18 protein-coding genes and 1 pseudogene are annotated in these 20,349 nt (G+C 72.2%); 7 read left to right on the top strand and 12 right to left on the bottom strand.

Features of this window, described 5'->3' with window-relative positions; all coding sequences use genetic code 11:
• Nucleotides 1-214 precede the first annotated feature (214 nt).
• Entirely contained in the window at nt 215-1,090 is an 876-nt protein-coding gene (locus ACFC1X_RS18160) for a helix-turn-helix domain-containing protein (RefSeq protein ID WP_376354728.1), read from the top strand.
• Complete coding sequence (locus ACFC1X_RS18165; RefSeq protein ID WP_376354731.1) at nt 1,087-1,287, top strand: DUF397 domain-containing protein; 201 nt, start codon at nt 1,087-1,089, stop codon at nt 1,285-1,287. The genes ACFC1X_RS18160 and ACFC1X_RS18165 overlap by 4 nt, the downstream gene beginning before the upstream one ends.
• A 9-nt stretch (nt 1,288-1,296) precedes the next feature.
• Here ACFC1X_RS18165 and ACFC1X_RS18170 read toward each other — a convergent pair whose 3' ends face one another.
• From ACFC1X_RS18170 to ACFC1X_RS18190, 5 genes are all read right to left on the bottom strand, one after another.
• Complete coding sequence (locus ACFC1X_RS18170; protein ID WP_376354733.1) at nt 1,297-1,662, bottom strand: PH domain-containing protein; 366 nt, start codon at nt 1,660-1,662, stop codon at nt 1,297-1,299.
• Between the two features lie 130 nt (nt 1,663-1,792).
• A complete protein-coding gene (locus tag ACFC1X_RS18175; RefSeq protein WP_376354736.1) occupies nt 1,793-4,480 on the bottom strand; it encodes an ATP-binding protein in 2,688 nt (895 codons plus the stop codon).
• A gap of 9 nt (nt 4,481-4,489) precedes the next feature.
• Entirely contained in the window at nt 4,490-4,987 is a 498-nt protein-coding gene (locus tag ACFC1X_RS18180) for a hypothetical protein (protein ID WP_376354739.1), read from the bottom strand.
• Nucleotides 4,988-5,083: 96 nt separating this feature from the next.
• Nucleotides 5,084-6,700: a methionine--tRNA ligase gene (gene metG, locus ACFC1X_RS18185; protein WP_376354742.1), complete on the bottom strand. Its 1,617-nt coding sequence runs from the start codon at nt 6,698-6,700 to the stop codon at nt 5,084-5,086.
• 115 nt (nt 6,701-6,815) lie between these two features.
• Nucleotides 6,816-8,435, bottom strand: coding sequence for a VWA domain-containing protein (locus tag ACFC1X_RS18190; protein ID WP_376354745.1), 1,620 nt, complete (start codon nt 8,433-8,435; stop codon nt 6,816-6,818).
• A gap of 265 nt (nt 8,436-8,700) precedes the next feature.
• On the opposite strand from ACFC1X_RS18190, the gene ACFC1X_RS18195 reads away from it, so the two are divergent.
• Entirely contained in the window at nt 8,701-10,782 is a 2,082-nt protein-coding gene (locus tag ACFC1X_RS18195) for a PhoX family phosphatase (protein ID WP_376354748.1), read from the top strand.
• 54 nt (nt 10,783-10,836) lie between these two features.
• Here ACFC1X_RS18195 and ACFC1X_RS18200 read toward each other — a convergent pair whose 3' ends face one another.
• The 4 genes and pseudogenes from ACFC1X_RS18200 to ACFC1X_RS18215 all read right to left on the bottom strand — a co-directional run bounded on the left by ACFC1X_RS18200 (nt 10,837) and on the right by ACFC1X_RS18215 (nt 13,465).
• Entirely contained in the window at nt 10,837-11,850 is a 1,014-nt protein-coding gene (locus ACFC1X_RS18200; RefSeq protein ID WP_376354751.1) for an endonuclease/exonuclease/phosphatase family protein, read from the bottom strand.
• Between the two features lie 82 nt (nt 11,851-11,932).
• Nucleotides 11,933-12,052, bottom strand: a pseudogene (locus ACFC1X_RS18205) (ADP-ribosylation/crystallin J1); the annotation flags it as partial.
• 15 nt (nt 12,053-12,067) lie between these two features.
• Nucleotides 12,068-12,982: a hypothetical protein gene (locus ACFC1X_RS18210; protein ID WP_376354754.1), complete on the bottom strand. Its 915-nt coding sequence runs from the start codon at nt 12,980-12,982 to the stop codon at nt 12,068-12,070.
• Between the two features lie 57 nt (nt 12,983-13,039).
• A complete protein-coding gene (locus tag ACFC1X_RS18215; protein WP_376354757.1) occupies nt 13,040-13,465 on the bottom strand; it encodes a hypothetical protein in 426 nt (141 codons plus the stop codon).
• A 115-nt stretch (nt 13,466-13,580) separates the two neighbouring features.
• Between ACFC1X_RS18215 and ACFC1X_RS18220 the strand changes: the two genes are divergently transcribed.
• Complete coding sequence (locus tag ACFC1X_RS18220) at nt 13,581-14,771, top strand: PP2C family protein-serine/threonine phosphatase (protein WP_376354760.1); 1,191 nt, start codon at nt 13,581-13,583, stop codon at nt 14,769-14,771.
• Between the two features lie 65 nt (nt 14,772-14,836).
• Complete coding sequence (locus tag ACFC1X_RS18225; protein ID WP_376354763.1) at nt 14,837-15,934, top strand: hypothetical protein; 1,098 nt, start codon at nt 14,837-14,839, stop codon at nt 15,932-15,934.
• 15 nt (nt 15,935-15,949) lie between these two features.
• Here ACFC1X_RS18225 and ACFC1X_RS18230 read toward each other — a convergent pair whose 3' ends face one another.
• Both ACFC1X_RS18230 and ACFC1X_RS18235 read right to left on the bottom strand, forming a co-directional pair.
• Nucleotides 15,950-16,888, bottom strand: a complete 939-nt coding sequence (locus ACFC1X_RS18230) for a hypothetical protein (protein WP_376354766.1) — start codon at nt 16,886-16,888, stop codon at nt 15,950-15,952.
• A gap of 143 nt (nt 16,889-17,031) precedes the next feature.
• The gene (locus ACFC1X_RS18235; protein ID WP_376354769.1) at nt 17,032-17,214 is read right to left on the bottom strand and encodes a hypothetical protein; all 183 of its coding nucleotides are present in this window, start codon (nt 17,212-17,214) and stop codon (nt 17,032-17,034) included.
• Nucleotides 17,215-17,326: 112 nt separating this feature from the next.
• On the opposite strand from ACFC1X_RS18235, the gene ACFC1X_RS18240 reads away from it, so the two are divergent.
• Both ACFC1X_RS18240 and ACFC1X_RS18245 read left to right on the top strand, forming a co-directional pair.
• Nucleotides 17,327-18,676 (top strand): helix-turn-helix domain-containing protein, encoded by a 1,350-nt coding sequence (locus ACFC1X_RS18240; protein ID WP_376354772.1) that lies wholly within the window; start codon nt 17,327-17,329, stop codon nt 18,674-18,676.
• A gap of 80 nt (nt 18,677-18,756) precedes the next feature.
• The gene (locus ACFC1X_RS18245; RefSeq protein ID WP_376354775.1) at nt 18,757-19,491 is read left to right on the top strand and encodes a GAF domain-containing protein; all 735 of its coding nucleotides are present in this window, start codon (nt 18,757-18,759) and stop codon (nt 19,489-19,491) included.
• A gap of 30 nt (nt 19,492-19,521) precedes the next feature.
• On the opposite strand, the gene ACFC1X_RS18250 is transcribed toward ACFC1X_RS18245, so the two are convergent.
• Nucleotides 19,522-20,289, bottom strand: a complete 768-nt coding sequence (locus tag ACFC1X_RS18250) for a hypothetical protein (protein WP_376354778.1) — start codon at nt 20,287-20,289, stop codon at nt 19,522-19,524.
• Nucleotides 20,290-20,349: the final 60 nt, after the last annotated feature.

Here is a 20,349-nt window from a genome sequence, read left to right on the forward strand (position 1 = left end):
GGGAGGGGTGGGGTTTGGTCGGGTTCTTTCTCTCCAGTGAGTAGTGCATAGGGGGCGCAGGTCGGACCGGAACTTGAGGCGTCAGGTTCCGGTGGCTCCGGTGGCTCCGGGGGCGGGCCGGGCGGGATCTGTCCGGTCGTGTCCGGGCTTGTCGGGGCGTCGTTCACGGGTAGGGCGTGGCTGGTACGAGGCGGTACGACGGAGGGGCGCGCGCATGTCGGTGGACGGCGAGGTTCGGCAGCTGAGGACCGAGGCTGACGAGCCGGGGTGGGAGGTGGACCCGGACGATGACTGGGGCGTGGCGGTGATCGCCACCGTGGGGCGGCAGTTGAAGCTGCGGCGCGAGGCGGTGGGGATGAGGGCCGGTGACTTCGGGAGGGCCGTGGGGTACGGCGAGGATCTCGTCTACAAGATCGAGGGTGGGAAGCGGATTCCCCGGCCTGAGTATCTGGAGAGAGCGGACGAGGTGCTGGGGGCGGGTGGGTTGCTCGCCGCGATGAAGGAGGACGTGGCCAAGGTCCGGTATCCCAAGAAGGTTCGGGACCTGGCGCAGATGGAGGCGCGGGCGGTCGAGATCGGGGTGTACGAGAACAGCAACGTCGCGGGTCTGTTGCAGACAGAGGGGCACATGCGGGCGCTGTTCGGCGCGTGGCTTCCCGCCTACTCGGACGAGGAGACGGAGCGCATGGTGGCCGCACGTATGGCTCGCCGCGCGATCTTCGACCGGTCACCCGCGCCCACGCTCACCTTCGTCCAGGAAGAGTCGACGCTCCGGCGGCCGGTTGGGGGCAGAATGGTGTGGCGTCGACAGCTCGAACGCCTGCTTGAGCTGGGGGAGTTGCGGAACGTGTCGATCCAGGTGATGCCGACTGACGTCGAGGACCACTTCGGCACGGGCGGGCTCATCGAGGAGTTGAAGTTCCCGGAGGGAACGGCGGTGGGTCGCTCCGAGGGGGCGTTCAACGGCCGCCCCGTGACCGATCCGAAGCAGATCCGCATCCTTGACCTGCGCTATAGCATGATCCGGGCCCAGGCGCTCACGCCCCGGGAGTCGCGGGCGTTCATCGAGCAGATGCTTGGAGAAACATGAGCACCACGGACGGTTCCACGCTGGCGTGGTTCAAGAGCAGCTACAGCAGCAGCGGCGACGGCAACTCCTGCGTCGAGGTGGCCGTCACCCCCGGCACCATCCGCGTCCGCGACTCCAAGTACCGGGACGCCGGCCCACGTCTCGCGCTCGACGCGGACGCGTGGGCGGACTTCGTGGCGTACGCCTCCGGGCGCTGACCTCGTCCGCTACCGCGCCACGAACTGGGTCAGGATCGCCTGGACCTCGTAGATGTCGACGCCCTTGGTGAAGGTCTTCTGGATCGGGACCTGGGAGCCGGAGAGCCAGATCTTCAGTTCGGCGTCGAGGTCGAAAGTGCCCGCCGTCTCGACCGCGAAGTGCGTGATGCTGCGGTACGGGACCGAGTGGTACCCCGTCTTTTTGCCGGTGATGCCCTGCTTGTCGATCAGGATCAGGCGCCGGTCGGTGAACAGGATGGTGTCGCGGATCAGCAGGTACGCGGCGTACACCTGCTCACCCTGGCCGAGCAGGCGGGCGTACTCCTGCTGGGCCTGGGCCGGGTCGATGCTGTGGGCGTTGCCGAACAGTGCCATGGGAGCCCCCTCGTGTACTCGCTGTGCACCGATCTTCGCAAAGCGAGGGGCCCGGGAGAAGGTCTGATCCGCCCGGGTACACGGCTGTAGCGAGCGTGTTACGCGGTCGGTTCCCCGAGGCGCGGGAAGATCAGCTGCGCGGCGGTCGGCGGAGGTGATAGCCGGGCACGGGGCCGAGGCTCTCGTCGTCCAAAAGGATGCTGTCCGACCAGTCGCGCCGTTCAAGGGGGGTCAGCAGGGTCTCGATGGTGCAGGACCAGACCTCGCACAGAGTGCGGAGGAAGAGGCCGTCCAGATCGCCCGATGCGCGCCACCAGTGCTTCTGCCAGGTATTCGTCGCGTGGTCGCGGGCGAACTCGTATGCGGTATCACGGTTGGTGGCGGACGGAAACACATCTGACAGTGGTGAAGCCAGGCCGTACTGGCAGATGAAAACGCAGTTGTCGGGGAGTTGGACCCGTTCTCCGGACAGCGGATGGTGCAGCTCGGGCGGACGTGTCCGCCAGGTGAGGGGCCAGCCCCACGCCAAAAGGATGTCCTTGCGTCGTCCTGCCCACTCGCGCACATCGGGCAGGCGCAGCACACCCTGCGACGTCAGGGCGAAAGCGATGTCGTCGGCGAGCGGGGCGAAAGCACAGTGGAGGGTGTAGGCTAGTTCGAGCTGGAGCGAGTCGTTGAAGAGCCCGGCGCCGCGCAGTCGTTGTTCCTGGGAGCGCATCCACTGCCGCACCTGGTCCCGGGTGGCGACCAGCGCGGCCTTGTCCCGTGATGCCCGGCTGGGTTGTCCGGCGAGGTAACCGGCGAACGAGACCGAGGCGTCCGCGAGGAAGCCGTTGACCGTGACAGTGCCCCGGAAATCGCGTTGCCCCTGGTGCAGCATGCTGCTCCACAGCATGGCGAGCCCGATGCGCTGCTCTTTGTCGTCACGCACTTCCGTGGCTCTGCGGACGAAGTCCTCGCGTATCTGGAGGCGGAGCTTCTCCTCCCCCGCGCGCCCGTTCATCGCCTGTGGCGGGTAGAGACGGTCGAACACCTCCTCCGGGGCGCCGGACGACAGGGAGAACGGCGGAAGGATTTCGGGATCGGTTGCTCCCGGTTCCCAGGTGTGAATGGGTACCGCGTTCTCCAGGACCAGGCGCTGGGCGAGCTGAGCCAGCCGTTCGTCGTCGGTCCGGCTGAACAACCCCTTGGACGCGTAAGGGCTGAGCCTGAGTCTGACCCGCACCGTCGTGCCTTCGGGCACCCAGCCCTGCCCGGTGACGGGGGTGAGCAGCGGGCGGTGAGAAGGGCCGTCGAAGGTGAGCCGACGGGCGTCGGCGAGCGAGGCGTCGTAGCGGCGGGTGATCAGTTCCACCTGGTCACCGAGGAGGAAGACGGAGAAGAAGCCGATACCGAAACGGCCGCTGGGCCGGAAGCCGCCGTCGGCCAGTCCGGGGAGCCGGTTGCGGACGCTCGTGGAACTCCAGCCGCTGGTGCCGAAGTCGAGCAGCCCGTGGACCAACGTGTCCTCGTCCATGCCGGTGCCGTAGTCACGCACCTCCAGGAACCAGTCGCCGTCGGTCTCGGTCAGACGGATCTCCACCCGCCCGAGCGGAAAGTCGGGCTGCAGCGTCTGCCGGGCCAGCACGGCGTCCTGGGCGTTCTGGATCAGCTCCCGCAGGGCGACCTCGGGCTCGTCGCCGTAGAGCTGTTGCCCGCCGAGCGTGCCGACCAGTGCGGGGACGTCGGAGACCTTGACGGTCGCGTCGATGGGGCGCCAGTCCTGCACGCGGAACAGTTCCGCGAAGCGTTCCGGGGAGTCGACACCGGCGACGGCGCGCGCCGCGAGCCGGTCCCGGCCGAGGTCGTGCAGGAGGGCGTCGACGGCCTTCAGCTCGCGGTCGATGCCGCGCAGATACTCCAGTGCCAGCCACCAGGCGGTGGCGTCCTGCGGAGGGAAGGGACGCAGCGAGCTGTAGGTGACCCGGTCGCCCTTCCGGTAGGGGCGGCTGATGTGTTCCTGGAACCGCCAGTGATCGCGGGAAACACCACGTGGCCGCCGCAGGGAGAACAGGAAGCTGGGTGCGCGCCGGCTGTCGACCTGGGTGGCGTCGGCGAGCCGCAGGATGCACGCCAGCTTGAGGGGTTCGATGATCCACTCGCTGGGCTGCCAGGGCAGGGATCCGATCGAGTGCCTGAAGTCTCCGGCGAGGCGGTCCACGGGCCACCAGTGACTGGCTGCGAGTTCGCCGATCAGCGGGCCGTACCACTCCCGCAGCTGGATCTCCTCGATGAGGAAGATCTCGTTCCCCGCGCTCGACCGCCACGGCTGGTCCACCAGCCGCTTCGCCTGTTCCGCGTGGGTTTCGCGGATCGCGGTCGCCACGCAGGCCTCGGCGATCTCCGCGGGCGGATCATCCAGCTGGTCCCGGTCCGGCCAGCAGCCCTCTCGCTCGTAGTAGGCGAGCGACACGAGGTCGTGCCACCGCCGCTCACCCAGTGCCTCGGGCACGGTTGTCCCGTAGGCGGCCGCCCCCATCGCCGCGTCGTGCAGCACGAACGCGCAGCCCAGGACGTAGGCCTCGGCCGGATTCAGGGTGACCTCGTTGCCGCAGACCAGGTCGGCCGTCTCCCACAACGCGTCCACGTGGCTGATGTCGTGCACGGTGAAGTCGGGCATGCTCCGGGCGTTCTCCTCCAGGAGGGTGCCCGCCTTCCTGCGTAACTCCGTGTACGACGTGCGCAGCCGTTCTCGTTGTCCGGCGTGCGGGTCGGGCTCCGGGCGCGCGGCCAAGGCGCTCTGCCACAGGGGCGTGCTCGTGTGGACGTGCTCGGTCACGGGGGACGGTCACCTCATCGCGGGCAGGAGGAACAAGGCGGCAAGCACCCACATGGTGATCACCGACACGAGGATGAAGAGCACCACATACGTCTCGTACCAGCGCAGGAAGTTGCCGGGACGGGGACGCTTGCGGAAGCCGGGCCCGACGATCTCGTCGGTGATGTCGCACTCCTCGTTGCGGTAGTCGAGCCAGGCGAGTGCCCCCACCACGATCAGGGTGCCGGTGAAGGCGGCGACCACCGTGGTCAGCGTCAGTAAGCCGATCACTCCGCCCCGGGCGGTGGCCGCCGCCAGTTCCCACTTGCGGTAGCCGACGAAGAGCGCGAGCGCCGCAGTGACCAGGGCGGTGGCGAGGGTCTGGTAGATGGCCAGGAACCGGTGTGCGTTCTCGTTCACGGCTTGGATCTGCTGCAGCACGTACCGGTAGCGCTCCAGCGCGAACTCGTTGCGGATCGTGGCGGTGTCCGCGGCCGTATCCGGCCGTGCCTCTTCCGATTCCCCCATTGCCCCCACCCGTAGGCCTGCCGTCCGAAGACCTATACCCAGCGCAGAGGCCCGGGAACGCGACGTTTCCGGGCCTCTGGACGTGCGGCATACGTTCTACGCGGTCGGCTTCTCCTCGAGACGGGGGAAGAGCACCGCGCCCTTGGTGACGGTCGCGCCGGCGGGCAGTCGGCCCCAGTCCGCGGCGTCCTGGACCTTCTGGGCCGCGAGGGTGCCGAGGGAGGCCTCGGCGCCGAGGGAGTCCCAGAGCTTCTGCGAGGTGTCCGGCATGATCGGGTTCAGGAGGACGGCCACGGCGCGGAGGGATTCCGCGGCCGTGTAGAGGATCGTGGCGAGGCGGTCCTTGCCCTCCTGGGAGTCGTCCTTGGCGACCTTCCAGGGCTCCTGCTCCGTGATGTAGCCGTTGACCTGCTTCACGAAGTCGAAGACCGCCAGGATGCCGCCCTGGAAGTCCAGCTCCTCGCCGATCTTGCGGTCCGCCTCCGTGACCGCCTTGGTCAGGCCGTCGTGGATGGCCTTCTCGGCGTCTCCGTCGGCCGTCGCGGCCGGCAGTTCGCCGCCGAAGTACTTGCCGACCATGGCCGCGACGCGGGAGGCGAGGTTGCCGTAGTCGTTGGCCAGCTCGCTGGTGTAGCGGGCGGAGAAGTCCTCCCAGGAGAACGAGCCGTCCTGGCCGAACGCGATCGCGCGCAGGAAGTACCAGCGGTACGCGTCCACGCCGAAGTGCGAGGTCAGGTCCTGCGGCTTGATGCCCGTCAGGTTGGACTTGCTCATCTTCTCGCCGCCGACCATCAGCCAGCCGTTCGCGGCGACCTTCCCGGGCAGCGGGAGGCCCTGCGCCATCAGCATGGCCGGCCAGATGATCGCGTGGAAGCGGAGGATGTCCTTGCCGACCAGGTGGACGTCGGCCGGGAACGTCGACTCGAACTTCTCCGGGTTCTCGTTGTAGCCGACCGCCGTGGCGTAGTTCAGCAGGGCGTCGATCCACACGTAGATGACGTGCTTCTCGTCCCAGGGGACCGGGACGCCCCAGTCGAAGGTCGAGCGGGAGATGGAGAGGTCCTGGAGTCCCTGGCGGACGAAATTCACGACCTCGTTGCGCGCGGACTCGGGCTGGATGAAGCCCGGGTTGGCCTCGTAGTGGGCGAGGAGCTTCTCGCTGTACTCGCTCAGCTTGAAGAAGTAGTTCTCCTCGCTGAGGATCTCCACCGGCTTCTTGTGGATCGGGCACAGCTTCTGGCCCGCATACTCGCCCTCGCCGTCGAGCAGCTCGCCGGGGAGCTTGTACTCCTCGCAGCCCACGCAGTACGGGCCCTCGTAGCCGCCCTTGTAGATCTCGCCCTTGTCGTGCAGGTCCTGCACGAACTCCTGGACGCGGTCGGTGTGCCGCTTCTGCGTGGTGCGGATGAAGTCGTCGTTCGCGATCTCCAGGTGCTCCCACAGGGGCTTCCAGGCCTCGGTGACGAGCTTGTCGGCCCAGGCCTGCGGGGTGACCCCGTTCGCCTCGGCCGTGCGCATGATCTTCTGACCGTGCTCGTCCGTGCCGGTGAGGTACCACACCTTCTCGCCGCGCTGGCGGTGCCAGCGGGTGAGCACGTCGCCTGCGACGGTCGTATAGGCGTGGCCCAGGTGAGGAGCGTCGTTGACGTAGTAAATGGGGGTCGAGACGTAGAACGCCTTCGTCCCCTGCTTCTCGTTTCCAGTGGCCGCCATGGGCGAAATCCTACTGGTCCGTCGGTGATCGACTCACACGCGTTTCGGGGGGTGGACGGGGGTGCGTTCGTCGTACTCCGGTCCACCCCTCCGACGGGTGGGGTGTGGCGTGCGTCTACGGGCGCCAGTCGGCCAGTACGCCCTCGTACAGCTCCTCGTCGGTGAGCTCCTTGGGGGTCTCGCCGGCGAGGAAGTGGGACGTGTTGGCCGTCTTGAGCTTGCGGAGGTAGTCGAAGGCCTTGTTCTCCGGGTCGCCGAAGGCGACGAAGGAGAAGTGGACGTTCGGGTGCTGCGCGGCGGCGTCGGTCAGGGCCCGGGTGGCCGGGGTCTTGGCGTCGGGGGCGCCGTCGGTCTGGAAGACCACCAGGGCGGGGGTGCCGGGGGCTTCCTTCTCGTGGTGGGCGAGGACGGCCTCGACGGCGGCGTGGTAGCTGGTGCGGCCCATGCGGCCGAGCGCTGCGTGCAGCTCGTCGATCTTGTTCTCGTGGTCGGTGAGGGTGAGGTCGCCGGTGCCGTCCACCTCTGTGGAGAAGAACGTGACGTGGACCGTGGCCTCGGGGTCGAGGTGGGCGGCGAGGGCGAGGGTCTGCTCGGCGAGGGCCTGGGCGGAGCCGTCCTTGAAGTACGGGCGCATGGAGGCGGAGCGGTCGAGGACGAGGTGGACCTTGGCGCGGGTGCCGGTGAGGTTGTGGGTCTTGAGGGTGGTGGCGGCGGCCTTGTAGGCGGTGGTGAGGGCGGGGGCGCGGGTTCGGATGCGGGCGGGGGTGGTCGCCGGCTTTGGGGTCGCCTCGGCGGGGGCCTCCCCCTCCGGCTGGGGGTTCGAGGGCGCCTCGGCTTCGCCTTCGGCGTTCCTGTTCCCACCCGCACCACCCGTGCTGCTTTCGTTGTCGGGTGCGGGTGGCCCCTGTGGGGCCTCGTCGCCGTCGGCGGCTGCGGGTTCGGGGGTGGAGATGGGGGTGGCGGTTGCGGTTGTTGCGGTGGGGGCCGGGGGCTCCACCGGCTTGGCCTCGGCGTCAGCCTTCGGCTTCGCCTCGGCCTTCGGCTCCTGCTTTGCCTTCGGCTTCGCCTCGGCTTCCGGCTCGGCCTTCGGTTCCGGCTTCGCCTTGGCCTTCGGCTCGGGCTTCGGTTCCGGCGTTGCCTTCGCCTTCGGCTCGGCCTTTGGCTCAGCCTTCGCCTCGGGCGCGGGCTTCGGCTCTGCCTTCGGCTCCGAGGTCGGCTTGGCCTCCGCCTCCGGGGCCGGCTCGGCTTCCGCCTTCGGCTTCGGGGTCGGCTCGGTCTCCGCCTTCGCCTCGGGGGTCGGCTCGGCCTCCGCCTTCGGGGTCGGCTCCGCTTCCGCCTTTGCCTCCGGGGTCGGCTCCGTCTTCGCCGCCGGGGTCGGCTCGGCCTCCGCCTTGCGCTCTGATGTCGGTTCGGCCTCCGCCTCCGGGGCCGCCTCCCCCTTCGGCTCCGGCGTCGGTTCCGGCGTCGGTTCCGGCGTGGGCTTGGGGACTGTGATGTTCGTGAAGGCGGCCTTGACGAGGTCGTGTTCGTCAGGGGTGGATTCCGAGCGGGGCTCGGGGACCTGGGTGGACCCGGGCTGGGCCGGGGTCTCCGGGGGTGCGGTGGGCTGGGACGGGAGCTTCGGCTCCGGCGCGGTGACCGGCGGTGCCGTCTCCTGCGTCGCACCCTCCGCAGGGGCGGTCTGTTCCTTGCGTGACCGGCCGAACGCGTTCCGCAGGAGAGTGAGAATGCCCATGTGCGCAACCCTTCGGGTGAGTTGATGCCCGTCAATCCCTGGCCAGGACGGACACGTAAGGTTAGCGGGCCCGACTTGTGATCTTGTGCAGGGTCTGCCACGAAAGCACGGGCGCGTCAAGGTGGGATCGAGACGGCGCTACAATTCCCCTCCGGCTGCCACGGGTTCACCCGCCGTTCACCGCGGCGCCCGGCTCCCGCACGTATGTGCACCTACGGTCGCGCTGACACCAAGGGCATCCAAGGGCTTCTCAGGGGAGAACACAGTGCGCAAGCTGCTGCCGTTGATCGGGACACCGTCGTCCGGTTCGCACCCGGGCGGCCGGTCCGCCATGACCTGCCGTTTCCGGTGTGGTGACGCCTGTTTCCACGAGGTGCCCAACACCAGCTCCAACGAATACGTCGGTGACGTGATCGCCGGCGCGCTCAGCCGCCGTTCCATGATGCGTGCCGCGGCCGTCGTCACCGTCGCCGCTGCGGGTGCCGGGGCCGTGGGCGTGGCGGGGGCGCCGTCGGCGCAGGCCGCGCCGGTGACCGGCCGGGGGCACGGGCACCGCCCGAAACCGCAGGGTGCGCGCGGGCTGCGGTTCACGCCCGTCGCACCCAACACGGACGACACGGTCACCGTTCCGGAGGGTTACCGGCAGGACGTCGTGATCCGTTGGGGTGAACCCATTCTGCGCGGGGCGCCCGCCTTCGACCCGGAGCGGCAGACCGCCAAGGCGCAGGCCGGACAGTTCGGGTACAACAACGACTTCCTGGCGCTGCTGCCGCTGCGCGGCGAGCGCGGCCGGCAGGTCCTCGTCGCCAACCACGAGTACACCGACGAGATTCTTATGTTCCGGGGCTACGACCCCGAGAATCCGACGCGCGAGCAGGTCGAGATCGCCTGGGCCGCGCACGGGCTGTCCGTCGTGGCCGTGGAGGAGGAAAGGCGGAGCGGGCGGCTGACGCCCGTCTCGCGGCACCGGCTCAACCGGCGGGTCACCGCCACCACCGAGTTCCGGCTGACCGGGCCCGCCGCCGGGTCCGACCTCGTGAAGACCTCCGTCGACCGGTCCGGGCGCAAGGTGCTCGGCACCCTCAACAACTGCTCCGGCGGCACCACCCCGTGGGGCACGACGCTGCACGGCGAGGAGAACTTCAACCAGTACTTCGCCAACAGCGGCCGCGCGACGGACAAGCGGTACGGCATCGGCACCGGCGCCACCGAGCGCAAGTGGGAACGGTTCGACAAGCGGTTCGACGTCGCCCAGGAGCCGAACGAGGTGCATCGGTTCGGGTACGTCGTGGAGCTGGATCCGTACGACCCGGAGTCCACGCCGCGCAAGCACACCGCGCTCGGCCGATTCAAGCACGAGGCCGCCACCGTGCGGCTGACCTGGGACGGCCGCCCGGTCGTCTACACCGGCGACGACGAGCGGTTCGACTACTTCTACAAGTTCGTCGGCAGCAAGCGGATGCGGCACGGCAGCAGCCGCTGGGCGCGCGAGCACAACCTGTCGCTGCTCGACGAGGGCACCCTGTACGTCGCCAAGCTCAGCGGCGACTCCCCGGCGATCGAGATCGACGGCACGGGCAAGCTGCCGCGCGACGGCGAGTTCGACGGCAGTGGCAGGTGGATTCCGCTGGTGACGGCCACCGAGGACGGCGCCGTCTCGCACGTCGAGGGGATGAGCGCCGAGGAGGTGTGCGTCTTCACACGGCTCGCCGGGGACAAGGTCGGCGCGACGAAGATGGACCGGCCCGAGGACATCGAGCCGTCGCCGGCGACCGGCAAGGTGTACGTCGCGCTCACCAACAACTCCAACCGCGGGGTGGGTTCGGCAGCCAAGGCGGACGAGGCCAACCCGCGCAACGCCAACAAGCACGGGCACGTCCTGGAGCTGACCGAGCGCTGGAACCGGGCCGACGCCACCAGCTTCGCCTGGTCGCTGTTCCTGGTCGCGGGCGACCCGGAGGACCCGGCGACCTACTTCGCGGGCTTCCCGAAGGACCGGGTCAGCCCGATCTCCTGCCCGGACAACGTGGCCTTCGACGACCACGGCAACCTGTGGCTGTCCACCGACGGCAACGCGCTGGGCAGCCACGACGGCCTCTTCGGTGTCGCGACCAAGGGTGACCGGCGCGGCGAGCTGAAGCAGTTCCTGACCGTGCCGACGGGCGCGGAGACCTGCGGTCCGCTCATCCAGGACCGGCGCGTGCTGGTCGCCGTGCAGCACCCGGGCGAGGTGGACGGCGCCTCCGTGGAGGAGCCCGCCAGCACCTGGCCCGACGGGCCGGGGAAGATCGTGCGCCCGGCGGTCGTGGCGGTGTGGCGCGCGGACGGCGAGGACATCGGCGTCTGACGTCTGAGTCCCGCCGCCGCGCTGTCCGGTGCCGGCCGGTCCCCCGGCCGTCCGTCAGCCGGTCCCGTGCAGCGTGAGGTCGACGACCAGCGCGCGGTGGTCGGTGTCGGCCAGGTCCAGGAACCGGGCGCCGCGCGCGGCGAAGTCCTCCGACACGAGGACGTGGTCGATCTGCACGCCGAACGCCGGGGCGGTCCGGGCCGGCCAGCTGACCGTACGGTCGGCCCCGGCCAGCCGGGCGGCGTCGCGCAGCCCCGTGTCGAGGATGCGGCGGAAGGCGGCGTGGTCCTGGGAGGCGTTGAAGTCCCCGGCCACGACGGCGGGCGTGCCGCGGTCCCCGGCGACCGCGTCCCGCAGCGCGTCCAGCTCGTCGCGCCACAGGCCCACCTGGTCCGGCAGCGGCGGCATGGGGTGGGCGAGCTGGAGCCGTACGGCGTGGCCGCGCACGTCGGCGACGGCGCCCGGCATGCCCATGGTGGCGGGGACGCCGGCGGTGGCCTCGAGCGGGTAGGTGCTCAGGATGACCGACCCCTCGGAGCCGCCGCCTTCGACCGCCTGCCGGTGGGGGTAGTCGGCGGCGAGGTCGCGGCGCAGTGCCGCGTCGCACGTGTACTCGCACTCCTGTACGAATACGAGGTCGGGCTTCTCCTCGCGGACGGCCGCGACGAGCGCGTCGGTGCCCTGTCCGAACTCGACGTTCGAGGTCAGTACGCGCAGCTCGGCGAGGGGCGGTCCGGCGGGGTCGACGGACTTGCCGTACGGCTCGATGAACCAGGCCAGCAGGCCGAGCAGCGCGACGCCCCACACCGCGCCGGTCCACCACCGCGCGAGCAGCGTCAGCAGCAGCCCGGCGCCGGTCGGCACGAGCAGCCAGGGCAGGAAGGCGAGCAGCTGCGGTACGGGGGTGACGCCGTCGGTGTCCGCGACGCGGCAGCCGACGACCACGCTCACCAGGGCGAAGAGCAGCGCCGCGCACCAGGCTCCGAAACGCCGTCCGGTGCGGCGGTCGGCCGGTCGGTCGGGGGAGTCCGTCCACTCACCGGTCGCCGTGTCGGTGTCCGTGTCCACGTACCGGCCCTTCGCTCGCGGATGCGATGCCCGAATCCTCCCTCAAAGACGGGTGCGGGGGGCCGGAAGTTGCGAGCCGGGCCTACGCCGGTGCGTGGAACTCCCGTACGACCTCGATACGGCCGACGATGTGCCGGTTGAACTCGTCCAGGAACGCGGTGTCGACCTCGAAGCGGGTGACGTAGCCGGAGCCGGAGGCGGGCGCCGCCAGGCGGGTTCAGAGGCGGGTGCCGGTCGGTCCGGGGGACGTGGGGTCCGGCGTCGCCGGTACGGGGGGCCGGCGGCGGCGCAGCAGGTCGCGGAGGCGGGTGGTGAGCCAGGAGGTCAGGGCCACCGTGAGGCCGAGGGCGACGAGGAGCCAGGAGGCCGTGCGCAGGGTCTCGGTGAGGGCGTCGTAGACGGCGCCCGCGGCGGGGCCGTCCACCGGGCCGGGGAGGTCGGCGACCGTGAGCCGGCGGCCGAGGACGACGGCGAGGGCGAGCAGGGCCCCGCCCAGGGCGGTGCCGATCCCGGCGGCCGTGAGCGCGTGGCGGCGGCAGGCGGCGACCGCGATGCCGGTGACCGCGAAGACGACCGCCGCGAGCGGCAGCCAGAAGGCGGCGACGTCGAGCACGTGGTAGCCCTTCCTGAGCCGGTCCACCTCGTGGGCCGGGAGCACGGTGACCGCGGTGTGCCGGACCGGGATGCGCCGCGCGAACGGAACGTGGTCCTCGGCCAGACGCTCCCGTACGCGTGCGGTGACGGGCGCCAGGTCGACGGTGACCGGGCGGCCCCGTGCCCCGTCGTCCCGCAGGGCGCGCAGTACGGCGACGTGGACGGCGCGGTTGGCCGCGTCCCAGCCCACGCGGAAGGCTTCGGTCCGGGCGAAGGATCGGGCCGCGTCCCGCACGAAGAGCCGCACGGCGCCGTTGTCGGGCCCGGCCGCGACCTCGTCGGCCACTCCGGCGCCCAGGGTGTCGGCGACCGTGTCCCGCACGTCCGGGTCGTCGGCGAGCGGCGCCATGGCATCGACGTAGCGCCCGGTGTCGGCCAGCCCGTACGCGACCCAGCCCGCCAGCGTGCCGCACGGTGCGAGCAGGCAGGCGAGCGAGATCAGTACGGCCGACAGGCCGCTCCGGAGTCGCGGGGCCACCCTCCCAGGCAAGCCCGTGCGGCCACCCGTGGCGACCGGGGTGACTGCATATGGCCCCTACGGACGCGCCGCCCGCGCCTCCTCGGCGTCCTCGTGGGTGTAGTACCGGTAGAACAGCGACCCCGTCACCGCCCCCGCCAGCAGCAGGGACACCAGGATGGACGTGAACATGGCCACGCCGCTGCCGGAGTACAGGAACCCCAGCGCGCTGCCCGCGAACGCGCCCCACAGCACCGCGTGGCCCTCCCGCGGCAGCCGCGCCGCCACCGCGCGGACCGCGACGAAGAGCACGAAGAACACGAGGACGCTCAGGAAGCCGACCAGCAGGTTCCAGCCGGTGATGGGCCCGCCGTGGCGGCGGACGGACGCGACCCAGTAGCCGTAGACCAGGCCGATCGCCAGCGGCATCGCCCATTTCGCCAGCAGGTGGGTCCGCGCGCCGAAGACGTCGGGCGGCGTGTGTGTCGGTGCCGCGTGAGCCATGGGAGCACTCCTCTCGCCTCGCCCCGACTTCCAGGGCACACCTGGGCGGGCCGGGCGGCAAGTCAGGATGCGGGGTGACGGGGAGCGTGTTTCGCTAGCCCCTGTGAGGGGTCGCGTGCGCAGGCCGGTGCGTGGCCGGTGGAAGTGGGGACGGCTGGTCCAGGCCGCCGGCCGCGGGGACGTCGTGTCGCGGCACGAGCTGCTGAGCGTGCGCGGGCACAGCGTCGCCTGGCTGGTCCCGCTGGTGCTGCTCGCCGGCATCGCCGTGGCGGACTTCACCACCGGCGTGTTCCAGATCATCTCGTGGACCGTCCTCGTGCCCGGTGTCGCCGCGGCGATCTGCGGAGTACGGGCCACGGCCCTGTTCTCGGTGCTGGCGGTGGTCGTCTACCTCCTCGCCGACCTGGTCTGGAAGCACCGGCAGGAGACCGGGCTGCCCGGCCTGATGCTCGTCGTCATCGGCGGCGCGATCGCGGTGGTGGTGGCCGCGGTCCGGGTCGGCGGCGAGCAGCGCATGCTGCACATGCGGGACATCGCGGAGACCACGCGCCGCACCGTGCTGCGCCCGCTCCCGGTGGGATTCGGCGGCCTGGAGCACGCCGCCGTCTACCTCGCCGCGGACAGCGAGGCCCGCGTCGGCGGCGACTTCTACGACATCCAGCCCGGGCCGCACGGCACCCGCGTCCTCGTCGGCGACGTGCAGGGCAAGGGCCTGGGCGCGGTGGACGCGGCCGCCGCGCTGCTCGGCACCTTCCGGGACGCCGCGTACCACGAGCCGGACCTCGCGGTGGTCGCCAGACATCTGGAGGTCCGCATGCTGCGCCACCGCGCGCACACGGCGGCCCTCGGCCGCGCCGACGGCGACCGCTTCGCCACGGCCGTGCTGGTGAGCTTCCGCATCGACCTGCCCGACGCCGTGGAGATCGTCGTCTTCGGCCACGAGCCGCCCCTGGCGGTCAGCCCCGGCGGCGTACGCGCCCTTCCGGTCGTGGGCGGCCTGCCCCTGGGCATGAGCGATCTCATCTCCCGTTCCGGGGTGTCGGTGAGCCGCGCGGCGCTCGCCGACGACGAGGCGCTGCTGCTGGTCACCGACGGGGTCACCGAGGCCCTCGATCCCCACGGACGGTTCTTCCCGCACGGCGAGGCCGTCTCCCGCGCCGTCGCGGCCGACGCCGCGAACGCCGCGCCGCAGCGGCTGGTGACCCTCGTACGGGACGGCACGCTGCGGCACTGCCGGGGGCGGCTGGCCGACGACACCACGGTCTTCGCGGTACGGCGGATGGGGCTGCCCCCGAAGTGGCCCTGAGCGCCCCGCTTTGCAGCCGCAGCGGTTACGGTGCTGCCGTACGTGATCGACAGGGGGGAGGGGACATGCCCGGAACCGTGCTGCTGCTCGCGGCGTCGCCGGTGGGCAGGGGATGCCTGGTGGACGCCGCCTCCGTGCTCCCCGTGCTCGCGGCCGTGCCGCCCGCCGTGCTGTCCGGCACCGACACGGCGAACGTCGTCGAACTCGCCGACCCGCTGGAGCCGCAGGCCGTGCTCACCCGGCTGCGCGCAGCGGCGGCGGCCCCGGGACCGCTGACCGTCTACGTCGTCGGGCAGCTCCAGCTGGACCGGCGCCAGCGCCTGCCGCACCTGGCCCTGGCCCGCACCACCCCGGCCACCGTCCGCTACACCGCCCTGCCCTGGCACTGGATCCGCGAGGAGCTGCGGCTGCGGCCGAGCGGTGCGACGACGCTGCTGCTCGACCTGCACGCCGACCAGGAGACCTGGCAGTGGCTGCGGACGAATCCGCTGGACCCGCTGAATCCGCTGGACTGCGGGCGCAACAACGCCGTTTACGGTCGCATCGCGCCGCCGCCCGCGCGGCGGACGCTGGCCGCACCCTCGTACATGCGGGCCCTCGCCACGATCCTGCGCAGCGGGCACCGGCCGCCCCTCGACGCGTTGCACCAGCAGGCGCTGGCCCGCACGGCGGCCGAGGCGGCGGGCGGCGGCGCGACGGTCGGCGCGGACCTGGTGCTGACGGCGCCGGGGCCGGCCGCGGGCGACCCGCACGCCGTCATCGCCGCCGCCGTGCAGGCCGGCCGGCACCCGGACGCGGACGCTCTCGCCGCCCGGCACGAGGGGGCCGCGGCCCACGCGTACGGGCCCGCCTCCGAGGAGGCGCTGCACTGGACGGAGGTCCGGGCCGACCTGGCGATGTTCGCGGGCGACCCGGTGCGCAGCTGCCGGGCCTGGCTGACGGTGGCCGAGGCCCGCCTCGGCGCCGGCCAGCCGCCGCAGTCACCCGCGGTGGAGGCGGCCGTCGACCGGGCCCACCACCAGTGGGGGCTGGTGCGCGACACCGGCCCGGCCCGCGAACTGGGCGCGGCCCTCGCCGCGCTGCGCGGCCGCGTACCGGGGCGCCGCGAGGGCGCCCTGGACCATGTGCGGCGGGAGCTGAGCCGGTTGCAGACCCAGGGCTGAGCCGACCGGCACCCGCTAGGCGGGTCCGGCCTTGGCCCGGGTGCGGCGGCCCTCGTCCAGGACGCCGTTGATGATCTCGGTGTGCCGGCCCTTGAGCGCCGCGACGGGTACCTCGATCTTCTGGTGCACCTCGTGCTCGCTCTGCCGTTCCTTCACGCTGTCCTTCTCGTGCCAGCGCAGGTTCTGCCCGCCGGCCTCGATGAACGGGATGTCCGGGACCGTCTGGAGCACCACGCGCCTGCCGGTGTTCGGATCGGGAAGCTCGATCCAGAAGTGGTCGGGGACGGCGAGCTTGCCCGTCATCTTGTAATTGCACACCACCCAGCCCGCCGGGGACCCGTCGGCCACGTTCAGCCCGTTGGATCTCACGAAGCTCTCCACCGCCCGCCGCATGAGCGGCAGGATGGCTCCTTCGTCGTGCTTCTCGTCCAGCCTGAGGGGGTCGAAGCTCATCCCGGCCGCCGTGATGTCGGACCGCAACGCGTCCAGTTCCTGCTTGACCGCGGGGGCGATCTGGCTGAGTGTGGCCGGCTCGCCCATGCTGGTCAGGTACTCCCAGCAGTCGCCGTGGGAGATCCCGCTGCCCGCGGAGGCGGCGCGGACCGCCCATTCCCAGCAGGCGGCCTCCTTCTGGTCCTTGGGCAGTTTGCGGCCCCTGCCGCCCTTGTAGGTGTCCTCGTGACCGAGCGGCTGCGCGATCATGCTGACCGCCTCCGGGTTGATCTCACCCTGGTTGCTCTCGTCGCGGTCGCGCTTCGCCCGCTGCACGGTGGCCCCCTGCTGCGCCCCCGGATGTCCGGACCGGCGGAGGGACTCCGTGACGGCGTCGTTGCCGGCGCTCTCCTGCAGACCGAGCAGCCGAGCGTCTCTCGGGTCCCGCGCGGGGCGGCGGACGGCTCGCCGCGGGTCGGTGGCCGACTCCCGTTCGTTGTCCCGGTTGTGGTGTGCCCGCACGCTGGCTCCTCTCTGCCCCGGACCCCGTCCGGGCTTGACCCATCTGTCTATCAGCGCGCGACCGCGGAGAGGAGCGAGGAACGGGCACGGCCCGGGGCCGCAGGGGCAGTGCCGGTCGCCCTCGTCGTTGCCCGGACGCCCCCTCAGCTGTTCACGGAGGCCAGTTCTTCCAGGTGCGGGGCGGTTTCCCCGACCGGTGCCGGTGCGGGGGAGCCGGACGGGTCCGTGGGGCCGGCGTTCGCGGCCAGCAGCAGGCAGGCCACGGTGGCGAGGGCGGCGACGAGGGCTCTGGCGTAGCGTTCGGCGGTGCGGGTGCGTACGGGCACGGTGTCCTCTGCGGATCCGGGGATTGTGTCAAGCACTGTTAAGCGTGCTTAATACGCGGTTTAACCTAGAGCCGTCCGAGTCGAACGGCAAGAGCCTCAGGGGGAGTTGGCAGTGGGGGACCGTGACGACCGGGGGGCCATCGGACGCCGGGTGCAACGGCTGCGGGCCGAGCGCGGGATGACCCAGCGCCAGCTCGCGGAACCGGCGTACACACCCGCCTACATCTCCACCCTGGAGGCCGGCCGCGTCCGCCCCTCCGACGAGGCGCTGCGGCATCTCGCCGAACGGCTGGGCGTGGGCTACGAGGAGCTGGCCACCGGGCGTCCGGCACGGCTCGCCACGGACCTGCGGCTCAGGCTCACCGAGGCGCAGCGCACCCTCGCCACCGAGGGCGCGGAACAGGCCGCCGGGCAGTACACCGCGCTGCTCGCCGAGGCCGAGGCGCACGAACTGCCCGAGGAACGCGCCGCCGCGCTGCTCGGGCTCGGCGAGTGCGCCATGGAGACCGGCGAACTGGCCGCCGGACGGCAGTACTTCGAACGGGCCGAGCGGTGCCTCGCCGACGCCGGCGCCCCGCTGCCCGGCCGGGTGCCCGCCCTGCGCGGACGCGCCGTCGCGCACTACCTCGCCGGTGAACTGCGGTACGCCGTCTACCTCCTGGAGTCCACCCTCGACGAGCTGAACCGCGGCGGCCTGCACGACCCCGACGCGCTGCTGCTGCTCTACGCCAGCGCGATCGGCCCGTACATGGACATGGGCGCCCACGCGCGCGCCGCCCAGGCCGCCGAACTCGCGCTCTCCCTCGCCCCCAGCGCCGGCGACCCCGCCCTGGTCGCCCGGATGCACCGCTCGGTCGCCCGCACCCTGCTCGCCGAGGGCCGCCTGGCCGAGGCGGACGCGTCGCTCGCCAAGGCCGCCGAGCTGTACCGCACGCTGCACCTGCGCACCGAGCTGGCCAACTGCCACTGGATGCGCGGGTACGTCTACGCCCAGAACGGCGAACTCCCGCGCGCCGAGGAGGAGATGCGCGAGGCGCTGAGCATGCTCTCCGCCACCCGGGCCGCCCTCTACAGCAGCCAGGTCGCCGTCGAGCTGGCCGACGTACTGCACCGGCGCGGCAAGTCCGAGGAGGCCGCCGGGCTGCTGCACGGGGTGCTGGACGACCTCTCCTCCGAGCGCGGGGCCGTGCACTCCGCGGGGGCGCACCGGCTGCTCGGCATCATCGCCGAGGACGCCCGGGACACCGAGGCCGCGGAGGAGCACTACGTCCGCGCGCTGAGCCTGCTGGAGCGGGCGGGCGCGGCCGGTGACCTGGCCGACCTGTGCCGGCTCCTCGGCGACCTGCTGCGCCGCACCGGCCGGGTGGAGGCGGCCCTCGACGCGTACCGCACCGGCCTGGGACACCGCACCGCGCCCGGCACGACGACCCTGGGTCCGGCACCGGCCCAGCCGCCGCTGTAGCCCGGCGCGTTCCGCCGGTTTCCGCCGGTCGGGCAGGGGTAGTCGGCCCTGGGCCGCCGTGCGGGAAGGAGGCGGTGCGCGTGCCGCCCATCGACGAACCCCACGGGCCCCCCGACGGTGGCTCCTCCGCCGCCGAGCTGATCGCCGCCGAGGTGCGCGGCGCACCGCCGGACGAGGTGCCGGGGCGGATGTGCGCGGTGGCCGTACGGCTGCTGCCGGTGACCGGGGCGAGCGCGTCGCTGCGCGGCGAGGGCGTGCCGGTGCGGCTGTGCGCGAGCGGGGCCCGGGCGTCGTACCTGGCGGAGATCCAGGCCACGCTGGGCAACGGCCCCTGTGTGGCCGCGGCCGCGGCGGGTGCGCCGGTGCTCGCCTGCGACCTCACGTCCGGCGCGGACGCCGGGCGGTGGCCGGTCTTCGCCCAGCAGGCCACGGCGATCGGTGTCCGCGCGGTCTACGCGCTGCCGCTGGGCACGGACGAGGTGTGCCTGGGCACCCTCGACCTCTACCGCGACACCCCCGGCGGCCTGAGCGCGCCGCAGTTGCGCACGGCACGGCTGGTGGCCGGGGTCATCACGGTGGCCCTGATGGCCCTGCCGCGCCGGGAGGGGGCCTGGCTGGACGAGGTGGCCGGCGACCACGACGAGGTCTACCGCGCCGTCGGCATGATCATGGCCCAGCTGCGCATCGGCGCCGACGAGGCCCTGGCCCGCCTGCGCGCCGACGCCTTCGCCCGCGACCGCACGGCCCAAGCCGTGGCCCGCGAGGTACTGACCCACCGCAGACACTTCGGCCGCGACACGGGGCCCGGCCCGTAGACCGCCGCCCGTCCTCCCCCTGCACCTGCCCTACACCTGTGCCCGCCCCTGTCGCCGGACCTCCGCCAGGCGTCGGGCGCCCGTTTCGGTGGCTGTCCGGGTGGGGGTGGTGGAGGGGGCGGTGAGGGTGCCGAGGGTCAGGCTGGCGGCGTCGTCGCCTACGCGGACTGCGGCGAGGTCCACGGTGAGGGTGGCTTCCTGGGCGTTCAGCGTGACGCGGATGGCCTGTCGGGCCTCGCCCGCCTCCGGGAGTGGCAGGGCGGTGACGCGGACGTTCCGGGCGGGGCCGTGGGCGGCGCGGGACGTGAAGTGTCCGCAGGTGTCCGGCAGGGTGCCGAGCCAGGTCAGTGTGCGGTCGAGGTCGGCGGCGCGGTGCGAGGTGACGCGGTAGTGCAGCTGGGCGCCGCCGTCCGTGTCGTCCAGGGCGGCCGTGGCGCGCGGCGCGGTGGCGGTGCCGAAGAGGTCCTCGGTGTACAGGACGTCCAGCAGACGACGGCAGTCCGGCCGCTCGGCGGTGGCCTTGAGCAGCTCGTCCCGCCAGGTCGCGGCGCCCCGCGTCGGCTCCCACGCCTCCCCCAGGTCGTCCTCGGTGATCAGGGCCGCCCGCGCCTGACCCTCGGTGAGCACGGGCGGCACGGCGGCCGGCGTCAGCGCGGCCGGGGACCGCGGGGCCGTCGGCGCGGGCGGGGCGGGCCGCTCCGCCGTCCGCCCGCCACCGGCACAGGCGGCCGCCGTCAGCGCCAGGACCGCCGACACCAGGGCGGCGAGCGGGGGACGGGCGGCGGGGGCGTGCTGCATCGGTGCCTCCTGGAGGGCCGGTGCGGCCGGCGCCGCTCCAGGCCCGGCCGCACCCCCCAG

This window comes from Streptomyces sp. NPDC056128 (assembly GCF_042263835.1).
Lineage (GTDB): Bacteria > Actinomycetota > Actinomycetes > Streptomycetales > Streptomycetaceae > Streptomyces.